Annotated in this window: 15 protein-coding genes; 1 reads left to right on the top strand and 14 read right to left on the bottom strand. The window is 39.4% G+C overall.

Annotated elements, in window-relative coordinates; genetic code table 11:
* Window positions 1-35: 35 nt before the first annotated feature.
* The 8 genes from proS to rpsB form a co-directional block, all read right to left on the bottom strand.
* The gene (gene proS / locus ACWOEC_RS02645) at window positions 36-1,706 is read right to left on the bottom strand and encodes a proline--tRNA ligase (protein ID WP_455305759.1); all 1,671 of its coding nucleotides are present in this window, start codon (window positions 1,704-1,706) and stop codon (window positions 36-38) included.
* A gap of 24 nt (window positions 1,707-1,730) precedes the next feature.
* On the bottom strand, window positions 1,731-2,996 hold the full coding sequence (gene rseP / locus ACWOEC_RS02650) for an RIP metalloprotease RseP (RefSeq protein WP_455305761.1): 1,266 nt from the start codon (window positions 2,994-2,996) through the stop codon (window positions 1,731-1,733).
* Between the two features lie 142 nt (window positions 2,997-3,138).
* Entirely contained in the window at window positions 3,139-3,945 is an 807-nt protein-coding gene (locus tag ACWOEC_RS02655) for a phosphatidate cytidylyltransferase (protein WP_455305763.1), read from the bottom strand.
* On the bottom strand, window positions 3,942-4,742 hold the full coding sequence (locus ACWOEC_RS02660) for an isoprenyl transferase (protein ID WP_455305765.1): 801 nt from the start codon (window positions 4,740-4,742) through the stop codon (window positions 3,942-3,944). The genes ACWOEC_RS02655 and ACWOEC_RS02660 overlap by 4 nt, the downstream gene beginning before the upstream one ends.
* Window positions 4,743-4,908: 166 nt before the next feature.
* Window positions 4,909-5,466 (bottom strand): ribosome recycling factor, encoded by a 558-nt coding sequence (gene frr / locus ACWOEC_RS02665; protein WP_297078967.1) that lies wholly within the window; start codon window positions 5,464-5,466, stop codon window positions 4,909-4,911.
* Between the two features lie 2 nt (window positions 5,467-5,468).
* Window positions 5,469-6,191 carry a UMP kinase gene (pyrH, locus tag ACWOEC_RS02670; RefSeq protein ID WP_035020756.1) on the bottom strand — a complete coding sequence of 241 codons (723 nt, stop codon included), beginning with the start codon at window positions 6,189-6,191 and terminating at the stop codon, window positions 5,469-5,471.
* Window positions 6,192-6,344: 153 nt separating this feature from the next.
* Window positions 6,345-7,226, bottom strand: a complete 882-nt coding sequence (gene tsf, locus ACWOEC_RS02675; protein ID WP_455305767.1) for a translation elongation factor Ts — start codon at window positions 7,224-7,226, stop codon at window positions 6,345-6,347.
* Between the two features lie 92 nt (window positions 7,227-7,318).
* Window positions 7,319-8,098, bottom strand: coding sequence for a 30S ribosomal protein S2 (gene rpsB / locus ACWOEC_RS02680; protein ID WP_297080304.1), 780 nt, complete (start codon window positions 8,096-8,098; stop codon window positions 7,319-7,321).
* Window positions 8,099-8,381: 283 nt separating this feature from the next.
* Here rpsB and ACWOEC_RS02685 point away from each other — a divergent pair, with 283 nt between their 5' ends.
* Window positions 8,382-8,843: an arginine repressor gene (locus ACWOEC_RS02685; RefSeq protein ID WP_455305769.1), complete on the top strand. Its 462-nt coding sequence runs from the start codon at window positions 8,382-8,384 to the stop codon at window positions 8,841-8,843.
* A gap of 62 nt (window positions 8,844-8,905) precedes the next feature.
* Here the strand turns inward: ACWOEC_RS02685 and argS are convergent, their stop codons facing one another.
* The 6 genes from argS to ACWOEC_RS02715 all read right to left on the bottom strand — a co-directional run bounded on the left by argS (window position 8,906) and on the right by ACWOEC_RS02715 (window position 14,794).
* A complete protein-coding gene (gene argS / locus ACWOEC_RS02690; RefSeq protein WP_455305771.1) occupies window positions 8,906-10,597 on the bottom strand; it encodes an arginine--tRNA ligase in 1,692 nt (563 codons plus the stop codon).
* A gap of 293 nt (window positions 10,598-10,890) precedes the next feature.
* A complete protein-coding gene (gene tsaD / locus ACWOEC_RS02695; protein WP_455305773.1) occupies window positions 10,891-11,919 on the bottom strand; it encodes a tRNA (adenosine(37)-N6)-threonylcarbamoyltransferase complex transferase subunit TsaD in 1,029 nt (342 codons plus the stop codon).
* The gene (gene rimI, locus ACWOEC_RS02700) at window positions 11,916-12,365 is read right to left on the bottom strand and encodes a ribosomal protein S18-alanine N-acetyltransferase (protein WP_455305775.1); all 450 of its coding nucleotides are present in this window, start codon (window positions 12,363-12,365) and stop codon (window positions 11,916-11,918) included. The genes tsaD and rimI (ACWOEC_RS02700) overlap by 4 nt, the downstream gene beginning before the upstream one ends.
* Window positions 12,362-12,880: a ribosomal protein S18-alanine N-acetyltransferase gene (rimI, locus tag ACWOEC_RS02705; protein ID WP_455305777.1), complete on the bottom strand. Its 519-nt coding sequence runs from the start codon at window positions 12,878-12,880 to the stop codon at window positions 12,362-12,364. The genes rimI (ACWOEC_RS02700) and rimI (ACWOEC_RS02705) overlap by 4 nt, the downstream gene beginning before the upstream one ends.
* Window positions 12,864-13,583 carry a tRNA (adenosine(37)-N6)-threonylcarbamoyltransferase complex dimerization subunit type 1 TsaB gene (gene tsaB / locus ACWOEC_RS02710; protein ID WP_455305779.1) on the bottom strand — a complete coding sequence of 240 codons (720 nt, stop codon included), beginning with the start codon at window positions 13,581-13,583 and terminating at the stop codon, window positions 12,864-12,866. Before tsaB ends, rimI (ACWOEC_RS02705) begins: the two co-directional genes overlap by 17 nt.
* 233 nt (window positions 13,584-13,816) lie before the next feature.
* Window positions 13,817-14,794 (bottom strand): LacI family DNA-binding transcriptional regulator, encoded by a 978-nt coding sequence (locus ACWOEC_RS02715; RefSeq protein ID WP_455305781.1) that lies wholly within the window; start codon window positions 14,792-14,794, stop codon window positions 13,817-13,819.

Below are 14,794 nucleotides of genomic sequence, written 5' to 3' on the forward strand. Positions count from 1 at the left end.
AAAAAACTAGAAAGAGTCGAACTCTTTCTAGTTTCTTATTCTGATTGTAACAAAATCGACAAGGTAGACAAAACTTCTTCTTTCCGAACTTCTAGTATCGCTTGTTTTGCCTTGATTTCCAATTCAATAACTCCTTCTACAGCTTTGTTGCTGATCGTACATTGAATCGGACAACCGATCAGTGATGCATCTTGTTGTTTCGTCGCCGACTCAACGTCGCGATCGTCAATTAATAGATCATACCCTGCTTGTTCTAACTCACGTGCTAATTGTTTGGCAAGTTCTACTTGAAAAGGGTCATGAATATCTAAAGGTAGGATGTGGACATCAAAAGGTGCGATTACTTGTGGCCAACACATCTTCCCTTCACTGGCATACATTTCGACGATCAAAGCAAATATCCGTGTAAGACCTATTCCATAATAGCCCATATTCAAGGTTTGCGTTTGTGCTTGATCATCTAGAAAAACAGCACCGACTTGACTCGCATATGCAGGTGCTAATTTTGTCATTTGGGCAACAGAAATCCCACGATCAAAATGTAAAATCCCTTGTCCATTAGGTGCTAGATCGCCTTCTTTGACCAATTGCATATCAAAAAATCGTGTCACGATAAGCTCACGACCAAAATTTACATGGCGATAAGCCAAATCGAGCGTATGGCTGCTCAATTGTGCATTGACCAGATCAGCCAAACTTGGATCAGCGAAGACCTCAAAACGCGCAATAATCTCAAAGATCTCTTTATCGTTAAAATCAGGAATCAAATCAAGCAGTTCTTGCTCACCTAATGCCGTGATTTGTTTTTGCTGAAAAAAATGTTTTACTTTTTCTTCATTTAATAAGTGATCTGCACGCAATAACAAGACGACAATCGTTTCATTGATCAGATAAAAGAGCGGTTTGATCGTCTGATCTAAAGGAGCTTCTTGTAGATCGAAGACAGTCGTTTTCTCTAATGGTTGATACGTTGCATGTGATTTTTTTGTGATGGTATCACTTGTAGCAACCGTCAAAGTCGCAGCATATGCGCCTTCACTCGCATAGCAAAAAATTTTTTGTCCGATTGGTGTTGGAATCAAAAATTCTCTCAGTGCACGTGCACCGATTCGTTTGCTTGCACCATTTACGACTTTAAACGATAGTCCGCATTTTATTAAGATGCGTTCTAAACTCTCTTCCATCTCCCGATAAAATTGATCTAAACTTGCTTGGTCAGCATGAAAAGAATAGACGTCTGTCATTAAAAATTCACGACTATCGATCAATCCTCGTTGTTTTTTTGCTTCATCGCGATACTTCATTTGCGTTTGAAATAGCGAAAGTGGCAATTCTTTATACGATCGTACTTCTTTCATGATCAGTTCCATAAATGAACGTTCGTGTGCTGGTGCGAGCATATAGGTTTCGCTTGCAGCATCATTTACTGAAAAAAGATTCTCACTTGCTTGACTAGCACACTCTTCTAATGAATATTCTTGTGGCAATAGATTCGGCATGCGCATTTTGATACTATTTCGTGTACTGAGTTCTTGTTCGATCACTTGACTGATTTTTTCGATTACGCGTTCTGCTAGTGGCAGATAGGCGTAGATTCCTGTTGCTAACTTTGTCACATACCCTGCTTGAACCAACAAACGCTCACTGATCGTGTCGATCTCTTCAGCACAGTGTCGCGTTGGAATCAATAGTTTCGACTGCTTCATCTTTACTCCTTCATTTTCCCCATTTTAAAAGAAGAATCGTTGAATATCGTTCCAAGTGACTAACACCATCAATACCATCATTAAACCAAACCCTATCAACGTAATGATGCCTTCTTTTTCTTGACTCAACGGTTTTCCTCGTATACCTTCAATAACGTTTAATACCAGTTTTCCACCATCTAAAGCTGGGATCGGCAATAGATTAAAAATACCTAGATTCATTGAGATCAATCCCATAACACTTAATACGGTCATCCATCCTTGCGTAGCTGCTTGAGAAGAGATTTCAAAAATAGCTACTGGGCCACCTAATTTATCCAAACTAAAGTTTTGAATTAAAGATCCCAGTGCTTTAATGATCCGAGTAAAACTTTCGATACTCATCGTCACACCACCGATTAGTTTCGCAGACGTACTTGTATTGATTGGTGCAGAAATACCAATTTGATAGAGCGTTTGTCCATTTTGTTCTACTTTTTTTGGCGTCACGATAGCTTCTTTGGTCTGATCTGCTTGCTCATATTGAATTGTCAGTGTTTGATCATTTGCTGCTTGGATTGCTTGCGTGAGTTCTGCCCAATCTGTCACTGTCGTATCATTGATCTTCGTGATCTTATCACCAGCTTTTAGTCCTGCTGCTTGTGCAGGAGTGTCTGATCCGACACCACTAATTACTGTAGAGTTGAGATCTTGAACACCACCTTGAGCAAAAGCCAACACCGTAAAAATAACAAATGATAAAATGAAGTTATTCATCGGACCTGCGAAATTCGTCAGCATACGTTGCCATAATTTAGCCGATTGGAATTGAACTTCCCTTGGTGCAATTCTTAGCTCAGTACCATCTTCTTCAATGATCGTTGCCGTCTTACTCACGGTAAATGTTCGCTCGTCTTGTTCGTTCCCATTAACAAATCCCGTAATTGTCAACTGATCAAGCAAGTCATATTGCATAATTTCTAAAGGGATCGCTTGTGTCAAATTGACTTTTTTACTTGTATTGATTTTTAGCACGTGCTCATCTTTATCGGTAACCAGACCAACGACCATCCCAGGCTTTAATTCTTCTTCTTCTTCAAAACCTGCCATTCGTACATATCCACCTAAAGGAAGCAATCTTATCGTATAGAGCGTTCCATCTTTTCCACGGTGAGAATAGATTTTAGGTCCCATCCCAATCGCAAATTCACGAACCAAAATCCCTGCACGTTTTGCAAAATAAAAATGACCAAATTCGTGGACCACTACCACAACGGAAAATATCAATAAAAATACTAATAAAGCTTTCATTTACCATCCTCGTTTCTCATGTTCAGTATCAGAACTTACTGTTTATTTTAGCACAGTTCAATTCTTCTTTACCGACTTGTTTATTTTGTAACAAGAATTTAACTTTCGTAAAAAAATAAATCTAGTGCATGCACTAGATTCATCAAAAGATTCCTAATAAATACATCATCGGAAATACAAACAACATACTGTCAAAACGATCTAAAATCCCACCATGTCCAGGTAAGATCTTGCCCGAATCTTTAACGCCATAATGACGCTTGAAAGCTGACTCTACTAGATCACCAAACTGGCCGATAATAGATAAAATCACGGTCAATAACAGCATCATCAAAAATCCATGACCGAAATAACGAGTTGCTGAAAATAAGATCAAATAAACAAAGGCCACGACGACCGCACTTACGATTCCGCCTAACGCCCCTTCAACCGTTTTATTTGGTGAGATTTCCGGCCAAAGCTTTTTCGTCCCATACTTACGACCAAACATATACGCACCGATATCCGTTGCCCATACGATCAATAGCCCAAACATCAACACGACTAAACTACTTGCTCTTGCTGAAGCAAACGTCTCAAATCCAACACCGACGTATAAACTAACCAATACTGGAAAAGCGGCTTCATCGATTGTATAAGTGTTCTTTGACACGACTGAAATGCCCAGTAATACCATTACAATGAAATAAAACAGACTAAATTTTGATGTTTGATCTGCTAAAAATGCAAAGTAAGGATCTTTTGGTAAGACCAATATGACAGCCCCTAAAGCTGATAAGACTCCTTCAAAGCTCAAAATCGTTAATTGATTCATGCGAAATAATTCATATACCCCGACGACTGCTAATACAGCTGCTAATAAATTGACTGCTTGTCCACCAAAATTAAAAAAGATGATGGGTAAGAAAATAATCAGCGCCACAACAGCAGTAATGACCCGTTGTTTCATTCCTTATCCTCCTTGATCTTGACCGCACCAAACCTGCGATCACGTTGTTGATATACCGCAATGGCTTCTTCTAACAATCGCTCATCAAAATCTGGCCAATAGGCTTTTGTAAAGAATAGTTCTGAATAGGCGATTTGCCATAACAAAAAGTTACTGATACGTTCTTCACCACTCGTTCGAATCAACAATGAAGGATCACGTAACGTTTCAGGTAAAAAACCAGTCATTAAATGTTTTTCAAATAATGTCTCATCAATTTTGCTAGCATCTTGATGCGTCGTAGCCACTTCAGTGTAGACTTGTTGCATGGCTGTAATGATTTCCGCGCGACTACCATAGTTCAACGCAAAGTTCAAAATCATCCCTGTATTGTGTTTTGTTTGTTCAATCGCACGTTCTACTGCTTCTAGCGTATGCTTTGGCAAAAACTCTTGATACCCCATCACATGGACTTTTACATTTTCTTTGATCAATTCAGGGACAAACTTATCAAAAAAATCGACTGGTAACTGCATTAAAAAATCGACTTCATTTGTCGGACGTTTCCAATTCTCAGTCGAAAACGCATAAAGCGTCAATACCTTTACGCCTAAATGTGAGGCGTGACGTGTGATTTTTTTTACGGTTTCCATGCCTTCTTTATGTCCAGCAACACGTGGAAGACGGCGATTTTGTGCCCAACGTCCATTTCCATCCATAATAATCGCCACATGCTCTGGTATTGGCAATGTATGATCAAATGTCTGTTCACGAGTTTCTGCTAAATAGTTCTTTTTTTGTGGAAAAAATCGTAACATATTTGTCGCTCCCATCAGATAACTAGTCTATTCATTATAGCAATAATCATTTAAAATGCCCATGAAAATCAAACATTATTCACAGAAATTTAATGGCTACAAAAAATGACTATTGTTCTCTGTTTTTTACATGAAAAAAAGGTGATCGAACACGATCACCTTTTTCTTACACTTCAAGTAATTCTTGTTCTTTATCTGCTGCGATTTTATCAACTGTTTTGATACTGTCGTCTGTTGCAGTTTGAACCGCTTTTTCTGCGTCACGTAAATCATCTTCTGTGATATCACTTGCTTTTTCTTGTTTTTTGTATGCATCTAATGCATCACGACGTGCATTACGAACAGCTACTTTTGCTGACTCAGCCGCTTTTTTCACGTCTTTAGCTAATTCTTTACGACGTTCTTCTGTTAATTGAGGAATTACTAAACGAATTACATTTCCATCACTAGTTGGTGTAATCCCAATATCAGATGCCATCAGTGCTTTTTCGATTTCTTTGATCGATGATTTATCAAATGGTGTAATCATTAAGATACGCGCTTCTGGGATCGTAATGGATGCCAATTGATTCACAGGAGTCGGTGCTCCGTAATACACTACCGATACGCGGTCTAGTAAGCTAGCATTTGCGCGTCCAGCACGGATTTGTCCTAACTCACGTTGTAAGTTATCTTCCGCTTTTTTCATTTTCGCTTTTGCATCTGTTAAAATTTGATCTGCCATTTCTATTTCCCCCTCACAGTAGTTCCGATATTTTCACCTAAAATTGCACGACGAATATTACCGGGTTCATTTAAATTAAAGACAAGCAATGGAATATCATTATCCATGCTTAGTGAACTTGCTGTTGAATCCATTACTTGCAAGCCTTTTGAGATTACTTCCATATGGGTCAACTCTTCAAATTTCACTGCATCTTTGTCTAATTTTGGATCTGCAGAGTAGACACCATCGACATTATTTTTTGCCATCAAGATCACATCAGCGTTGATTTCAGCAGCACGTAATGCTGCAGTTGTATCTGTAGAGAAATATGGATTACCAGTTCCTCCAGCAAAAATCACAACACGTTCTTTTTCTAAATGACGTTCTGCACGACGTCTAATGTATGGTTCTGCGATTTGACGCATTTCAATTGATGTTTGTACGCGTGTTGGTACTCCAGCGTTTTCTAATGTATCTTGTAATGCTAAAGCATTCATTACCGTTGCAAGCATTCCCATATAATCTGCTTGCGCACGTTCCATTCCCATTTGCGCACCGATCTGTCCACGCCAAATGTTTCCACCACCGACAACGATCGCTAGTTCGACACCTAGATCATGAACATCTTTTAATTCTTTTACGATTTCTTTAATAACTGGGGGATTAATCCCAAATCCTTCTGTTCCGGCTAATGCCTCGCCACTTAATTTCAATACAACACGTTGGTATTTTGGTTTCACAATTTTATCCTCCATCACAGTTATATGCTTATTTTAGCACATTATTTACTGAAGCGTCACGTTTGATGAGTAGTTTCCTAGAAATTATCCCAAGGAAAATTCTCAAAAAAAAGGGAGCGCATAAATATGCGTTCCCTTCTGCTCTGTAGAACAGAATTATTTTTTCACTTGACTCATAACTTCTTCAACAAAGTTATCTTCGCGTTTTTCGATTCCTTCGCCGACTTCAAAACGAGTGAATGAAACAACTGTAGCACCTTTAGTCGCTAAGTATTTTTCAACTGTTAAGTCAGGATCTTTAACGAATGGTTGGTCAACTAATGAAATTTCAGCCTTAAATTTGTTCAAACGACCAACAACCATTTTTTCAACGATATTCGCAGGTTTGCCTTCGTTTAATGCTTGTTCTGTTAAAACAGATTTTTCGTGATCTAATTCTTCTTGAGGAATTTGTGTTTCATTTACATAACGAGGGTTGATTGCGGCAACGTGCATCGCAACATCTTTCGCTACGTCTGAATCAGTTGAGCCATCGATTACAGTTAATACTGCAATACGTCCGCCCATGTGTAAGTATCCACCAAATGCTTGGTTGTCGCCTTTTTCTACAACGTGGAAACGACGGAAGCTGATTTTTTCACCGATTACTTGTGTTGCTTCGATTAAATCAGTTTCTACAGTTCCTTTAGCAGTTGTCATTGCCATCGCTGCTTCTAAATCTGCAGGTTTGTTTTTCGCTACTAATTCAGCGATTTCTTTCACTAATTCTTGGAATTTTTCGTTTTTAGAAACGAAGTCTGTTTCTGAGTTTACTTCTACGATTGCAGCAACGTTTCCGTCTACAGCAACTGAAGCTAACCCTTCAGCAGCGATACGGTCATTTTTCTTAGCCGCTTTCGCCATTCCTTTTTCACGTAATAAATCTACAGCTTTATCGATGTCGCCATCAACTTCAACTAATGCACGTTTTGCGTCCATCATTCCTACGCCTGTCATGTCGCGTAATTCTTTAACTAATTTAGCTGTTACTTGAGCCATTTTTGTTCCTCCTAAAGTTTTTTTAAAAAAAGCTGTTTCAAAGGAGTAAAAGGCATACGCCTAGCCTTTGAAACAGCTCCATTGAATAGTAATTATTCTGCTGATTCGTTAGAACCTTCAACTACATCAACGATTTCTTCGATTGAAGTTGCTTCTGTTGCTGCAAAGTCTTCTTCAACCACTTGATCTTCACCTTGGTTTCCTTCGATGAAAGCATCAGCCATTTTTGCAGTGATTAATTTAACCGCGCGAATTGCATCGTCATTTGATGGAATTACAACATCGATTTCATCTGGATCACAGTTCGTATCCACCATCGCTACGATTGGGATATTTAATTTGTGAGCTTCTTGAACAGCGATGCGCTCTTTACGAGGGTCAACGATGTACATAACATCTGGAATACGAGGCATATCTGCGATACCGCCTAAGAATTTTTCTAAGCGCTCACGTTCTTTTTTGATTCCTACAACTTCTTTTTTAGGTAGGACTTCAAACGTACCTTCTTCTTCCATTTTGTTGATTTGTTTCAAGCGAGAAACACGTTTTTGGATTGTTTCCCAGTTTGTTAATGTTCCACCTAACCAACGGTGGTTTACATAGTATTGTCCAGCACGTAAAGCTTCTTCTTTGATTGCATCTTGTGCTTGTTTTTTAGTTCCTACGAATAAAGCAACGCCGCCATCTTCAGCAACAGCTTTCATGTAGTCGTATGCAGCATCTACTAATTTAACTGTTTTTTGTAAGTCAATAATGTAGATTCCGTTTCTTTCTGTGAAGATATATTTCTTCATTTTTGGGTTCCAGCGACGAGTTTGGTGACCAAAGTGTACACCGGCTTCAAGTAATTGTTTCATTGAAATTACTGCCATTTTTGTTTCCTCCGATTGGTTTATAGTTCCTCTTTTACTTCATAACTTATAGGAGAACTGATTTTCAGCACCACTCCTACAACAAAGCAAAATGTGGATTTTTGTGTTTATCACACCTGATAGATTATACCGAAGTTTTAGTTAAAGTGCAACTCTTTTCTTTAGAGATCCGCTAAATTTTATTAAAATGCTCCCTTGAGATTTCCTTTAATGAAAAGCGCTAGGCATTTAAACGAGAATTTGATATGATGAGGGTGAATTTTTATGCAAAGGAGCTTACGTGATGCGAAAAGCACAACGACATCAAGTCATTAAAGAGGTGATTCGACAAGAGTCGATCCACACACAAGAAGAGCTACTCGGTCGTTTAAAACAATTAGGTGTCGATGCGACACAAGCAACGATCTCGCGCGACATTCGTGACTTAAAAATCGTTAAGACCCCCGATCTAAATGGCGAAAACCACTTTGTTCTCTTTCAAGAGCAAGTTGTTCCTGATGAGGGAAACCAAGAAGAAAATTTAAACCAGTTGATCCAAGAACACGTGACCAAAGTCGATACTGCACAATTTTTAACGATTTTACATACGTTACCAAATAACGCTCAACTACTGGCTGCAGCCTTAGACGACTATACATTAGCGCAAAAGGTAGCGACATTAGCAGGATATGACACGATCGTCATCATTACAAAATCCGTGACAGATGCACAAGATCTAGCCGACTTTTTCTTATCACGCCTTTAAAAAAAGCCTTGGTAGCTAACCTGATCGTTTTCACTTGATCAGGTTCTCCCAAGGGCTTTTTTTTACATTTGATCTGGGGCTTTTAAGCCAAGCAAACGTAAATCTTCTTTGATTAATTCTGTTACAGCGTAAACCAAGGCTAAACGCGCTTCTTTTTGTTCATCGTCAGCTAAAATTTTTGTATTTGCATAATATTTATTAAACGCTTGAGACAATTTGATTGCATGTTTGGCAATAATCGATGGTTCGTATTTTTCAGCTGCATTCAAGACCACTTCTGGATATTGTTGCAACAATTTCACAACTTCCCAACTGCCTTCATCATTTAATGTATACGTTGCTTCTGGATCGATAGTAAAATCAGCTTTACGTAAAATACTCATCGCACGCGCACGCGCATATTGCACATAAGGTCCAGTTTCCCCCTCAAAACGCACAACTTCTTCTAATGTAAAGTCAAAATTATTTAAACGATCATTTTTTAGGTCATGGAAAACGACTGCTCCGACCCCTACTTGTTTCGCCACTTCTTCTTTATTGACTAATCCAGGATTTTTCTCACTGATTTGTTCATTAGCAGAGTCGATCGCTTCATTTAGCACTTCTTCTAACAACACGATCTTTCCTTTACGAGTCGATAGTTTTTTACCATCTTTTGTGATCAAACCAAACGGAATATGTTCCATATCATCTGACCAAGCAAAGTCCATTTCTTTTAACACTGCTTTTAATTGTTTAAAATGATAGCTTTGTTCATTTCCAACGACATATAATGATTTGGCAAATGCATATGTCCGCTTACGATATAATGCTGCTGCCATATCACGAGTGATGTAGAGCGTAGCCCCATCTGATTTACGGATCAACGCAGGATTTAGATCATAACTAGATAGATCAACGATCTCTGCTCCTTGATCTTCTTTTAATAGATGTTTTTCTTCTAATAGTTCAACGACTTCATCCATTTTATCGTTATAAAAAGCTTCACCATTTAACGAATCAAATGAAATATCTAACATATCATAGATCTTATTAAATTCCTTCATTGACTCTTCTTTGAACCATTTCCATAATTGCAACGCTTCTTCATCATTGTCTTCTAAGCGTTTGAACCAAGCACGGGCTTCATCTTCTAATTCCTTGTTGATTTCTGCTTGCTCGTGAAACTCTACATACAAACGTAATAACTCGCTGATTGGTTGTGCTTTAACGGCTTCTTCTGATCCCCATTTTTTATAAGCTACGATCAATTTCCCAAATTGAGTACCCCAGTCACCTAGATGATTGATCCGAATTGGATTATATCCGACTTTTTCTAAAATCAGGCCTAAAGAGTTTCCAATAACTGTCGAACGCAAATGACCCATTGAAATTGGTTTAGCGATATTTGGTGAAGACATATCGATGGGAACATTTTGTCCTTGTCCAATGCTTGCATCACCAAAATGAGTCCCTTGATTCAAAATTTGGCGCAATACATGTTGGCTGATGACACTTTTTGACATAAAGAAGTTCAGGTAGGGTCCTACGACTTCGATTTTTTCAAATGCAGTGGCATCGATTTGTTCTGCTAACTCAGCAGCAATCATTTGTGGTGCTTTACGAAAAGCCTTTGCTAATGCAAATGTTGGAAATGCGACATCTCCATGATCTGCACTCTTAGGATTTTCGAGTAACTGTGTCACTTGTTCTAAAGATAAGTGTTCAGCTACTGCTTGATGGATCGCTTTTGCGACGATATCTTTGTTATTCATCTGTGTACTCCTTTATTTGTAATATCATAAAAAAAGCCCCTAGTCTGCTCTTGCTGACTAGAGACGAGATTTCCCGCGGTACCACTCTACTTATTCGCACATATTGCAAATCGACTCAGCTGGTAACGGTCGCTAACCGTGATCGAATGATCATGTACATGAGGGCGCTTCATCTAATCAGATTATCTGGCTTCCACCTATTCCAGACTCGCTTGCTAGAGCTGATACGATTACTTTTCTCTTGCATAAAAAACTACACCCGATTATACCAAATAATCCAATGCTTTTCTAGTCTAAACCTCAGACTCTTTGCGCGAAAACGCTAAACTTGGGATAGCATTTAATTCCCAGTCGGCAAAATGTTGCTTTTGATACTCGATATGAGCTGCGGCGGCGATCATCGCAGCATTATCCCCACATAACGCAAGTGGCGGGAAAATGACTTTTGTTTTCGGACACGCTTGTTGCATCTGTGTGACTAAAGTCGTGCGTAATCCTTGATTGGCTGCTACACCACCGGCTACGACCAACTGTGCTACTGGATATGCTTGACATGCCCGAATGGTTTTTGTAACCAACACATCAATGACGCTCGCTTGGAAACTTGTGGCTAAATCTTCTGCATCTAGCGTTTCGCCTTTTTGATCCGCATTATGGACTAGATTGATAAAGGCACTTTTTAGTCCACTAAAGCTAAAATCAAAATTAGGTTCATGGATCATTGCACGTGGAAAAGGATAACTTTCTTTTCCTCTATGTGCCATTTGATCGATTTCTTTACCACTAGGATAACGTAACCCTAAAACGCGCCCGACTTTATCATATGCTTCGCCTGCTGCATCGTCTCGTGTTTCACCGATGATCTCGTATTCTCCAGCTGCTTTCATGTAGACCAACTCAGTATGCCCTCCACTAACGAGTAAAGCCATCAACGGAAATGTTAAAGGTTCCACAAATCGTGCGGCATAGATATGGCCTGCCATATGGTTAACAGGGATTAGTGGTAGTTGATTCGCCCAAGCAAATGCTTTGGCTGCTGTGATCCCAATTAACAATGCGCCGACCAAACCAGGACCTTGCGTCACAGCGACCGCAGTCAATTCCTTTGGTGTAATCCCCGCTTCACTTAACGCTTCTTCGATACACGTGGTAATCTCTTCTACATGATGACGACTGGCAACTTCAGGTACGACACCACCAAAACGCTGGTGGCTTTTGATTTGTGAAGCTACGATATTACTCAAAATCTCTGCACCATCTTTAACGACGGCCACACTCGTTTCATCGCAGCTACTTTCGACTGCTAAAATTAATTCACTCATTGATTTGTTCCTACTTTCTTTTTCAGCAAGTATGCATCTTCTACTGGCTGCTGATAATACGATCGACGCGTATGATAATGCTCAAATCCATGCGCTTGATATAATCGATACGCTGCTTGATTCGACGCACGTACTTCTAGAAAATATTCTGTCACTTCAGACTGTTCAAACATTTTTTCAAGTAAGACAGTCGCAATTTTTTGCTTGCGATATGCTGGCAAGACGCCGATCAATAAAATCTCTGCTTGTCCTGCAAGTTCTTGATAGACTAAAAAGCCAATCATATCCGCATCTTTTTTAACCAGTAACGTATGAGAATATTGCAATTGATTCTCCGTATAAAACTGTTCTGCAGTCCAAGGTGCATGGGAAAAACAAGCACTCGCAAGTGCATACACTCGTCTGCTTTCAGCAACACTCATATTCATTGCTTCTTCAATCATCATACCGCTTTCCTCATCTCTAATGCATCTTCACGCTCATAATAATTCGGTTTCACGATCGTCGTAACAAAACCTAATCTACGGTAAAATCGTTGGGCATCAAGGTTGCTTTTACGTACTTCTAAAGAAAGTGACTGACAGTGTTGGTTTCTAGCAAATCCTTCTAGTTCTTCCATGATGATCGTGCCCAAGCCACTACTTTGCGCTTGTTTGGCTACAATGATATTGGTGATATGCCCATCTTGTTGAAATACACGGATACCGCCAAAAGCGACCAATCGTTCTTTAGTAAATATACATAAATACAGATGAGGCAATGCCGACATAAATTCATGCAAAAACGCACTTTTTTCCCAAGGGGTTTCCTCATAGACATCGCGTTCTAGTTCTAATAATGCTTTGATATGACTAGCGTTTGCTTGATAGACATCAAATAGCTGATTTGCTACTACGTATTCTTTATGCGGATAATGATAGCTAAAGGCATGACGTTGTTGTAGATTAAAGCTTTTCCACATACGGCTCAGAAGATTCTTGATGTGTTTCAAGCCATTTTTCCTCCGCTTCTACTTTCTTTAGATAACTCGGTACAAATGTCGCGACATCTTCTACTGTTCCTAAAGTCTGGCTGACCTCGATCGCTTTAATGGCACTCGGATATTGCATACTCTCATCCGTTACCCATCTAGCGTTTGGCAATGTTTCGTTGATCGCACTTTGAAACAACTCGACATCTTTTCCTACAAATACGACGGGCCGTCCATCTTGCTTTAACCATTCGAGGAGCTCTGGTAAGGCAAAATGGCGATCACTTAAAATCAAGGTCAGTTCAAGATTTTGTTGATAGACACCACTATATACATTATTACGACGTGCATTCATAAGCGGTACGATCAGTTCATGTTCTTGCCCAACATTCAATGCTAGAATGGCTAAGCTTGATACACTATGTAATGGGATCTTTAGCGTTTGAGCCAATGTTTTAGCTGTAGTAACGCCGATTCTAAGTCCCGTATATGAACCGGGTCCTTTTGCTACGACGATTCGTTCAAGATCTTTTGGTTGCCACTGGACCGAATGCATTAAGAAATCAATGGCCGGAAGTAACGAACGACTATGGTTTTTATTTACGGTGGTCTGTAATTGAGCGATCAGGTTCCCGTCTTCCATCAAGGCCAATGCCATTGTTTGATTAGACGTATCGATTGCTAATGTTTTCATCTTATTTCCCTACTTTCATAAAGTCTTGTTTATCTTACCACAAATCTAAACAAGAAAAAAACCTCTGATTTCTCACAAAAAAGGAGTGCGACAAAAATCTGTCACACTCCCTTAAAAACCGAATACACGGTGTTACAGAGATCGCTTTTTTGAAAATCACCGAAACAAGTGCAGTAATCATCAGAATGATTCACCATGTTTCTTAGAACTAGCTACTTTTTCATAGTTTCTTTTTAAGATGATTCTCTTATGATCAGTTGCGTACCAACCGTAATGGTTTGCACTACTGGTGGTGGATCTTTCATTAAATGAAAGATCGTTTGCACAGCTAATTCACCCATCCACTCTGCATAGACTCGGACGGTTGATAAAGGTGGTGTCACGTATTTTGCAACACTGACATCGTTAAAGCCAATCACAGCTAAATCTTTAGGAACTTGTAGACCGGCTTCTTTAATCGCTCTTAGCGCACCAATGGCAAGTGCATCGCTTGAAGCAAAAAAAGCACTCGGATAGGTTTGATGCGTTACCAAATACTCTTTCATTACTTGATAACCAGATTCTACAGTAAATTCTGCTTTTAATTGATACTCTGGATCCCATAGTTTTAGCTTTGTTAGATACTCTTTAAACGCGACCAAACGCCGATCGATGATCTGATGATGGCTTCCTTTGGTATATTCGATACCAGATAAGATCCCGATTTTTTGATGGTCATGTTGCACTAGCATATCGATAACTTGCTGGACTCCTTGTTCAAAATCAACCACGATAGCATGATGATGTCCACGAGCTTCATCTGAGTCCACAAACAATACCGGATGGTGTTTATTATCGAGCAACCGAATCTGATTGGCATCAAATTTCCCGACTGCGATCGTAGCATCTACTTCTGTATCGGAGAGTTGATCCAACGATTCTTTTAGCAAGCGAATATTGAGCTCTTCTGCCTTCTTCTCAATGCCCAGTCGCAATGCCAAGTAATACAGATCGGCTAGCTCTTCTTCTGTATCGTACCATTGTACATAGCGGATCAATGCGGTTTCTTTCTTTTTTTGCTTATGCTTGTGGTAATTTAGTGCTTCAGCAACTTCGAAAATTTTTTGTTTCGTTTCCATCGCGACGGATAATTCTGTATCAAAATTTAAAACACGTGATACCGTAGCCGATGAAACGCCTGCACGCTGAGCGATATCTTTGATCGTAGCCAA

This window comes from Enterococcus bulliens (assembly GCF_053761865.1).

Bases quoted from the DNA above. Each gene is read 5' to 3' on its own strand.
- proS (WP_455305759.1), bottom strand. From the start codon at position 1,706: ATGAAGCAGTCGAAACTATTGATTCCAACGCGACACTGTGCTGAAGAG.
- argS (WP_455305771.1), bottom strand. From the start codon at position 10,597: ATGAATAACAAAGATATCGTCGCAAAAGCGATCCATCAAGCAGTAGCT.
- rimI (WP_455305775.1), bottom strand. From the start codon at position 12,365: ATGATGATTGAAGAAGCAATGAATATGAGTGTTGCTGAAAGCAGACGA.
- tsf (WP_455305767.1), bottom strand. From the start codon at position 7,226: ATGGCTCAAGTAACAGCTAAATTAGTTAAAGAATTACGCGACATGACA.
- tsaD (WP_455305773.1), bottom strand. From the start codon at position 11,919: ATGAGTGAATTAATTTTAGCAGTCGAAAGTAGCTGCGATGAAACGAGT.
- tsaB (WP_455305779.1), bottom strand. From the start codon at position 13,583: ATGAAAACATTAGCAATCGATACGTCTAATCAAACAATGGCATTGGCC.
- rseP (WP_455305761.1), bottom strand. From the start codon at position 2,996: ATGAAAGCTTTATTAGTATTTTTATTGATATTTTCCGTTGTGGTAGTG.
- rimI (WP_455305777.1), bottom strand. From the start codon at position 12,880: ATGTGGAAAAGCTTTAATCTACAACAACGTCATGCCTTTAGCTATCAT.
- rpsB (WP_297080304.1), bottom strand. From the start codon at position 8,098: ATGGCAGTAATTTCAATGAAACAATTACTTGAAGCCGGTGTACACTTT.
- ACWOEC_RS02655 (WP_455305763.1), bottom strand. From the start codon at position 3,945: ATGAAACAACGGGTCATTACTGCTGTTGTGGCGCTGATTATTTTCTTA.
- ACWOEC_RS02660 (WP_455305765.1), bottom strand. From the start codon at position 4,742: ATGTTACGATTTTTTCCACAAAAAAAGAACTATTTAGCAGAAACTCGT.
- frr (WP_297078967.1), bottom strand. From the start codon at position 5,466: ATGGCAGATCAAATTTTAACAGATGCAAAAGCGAAAATGAAAAAAGCG.
- ACWOEC_RS02685 (WP_455305769.1), top strand. From the start codon at position 8,382: ATGCGAAAAGCACAACGACATCAAGTCATTAAAGAGGTGATTCGACAA.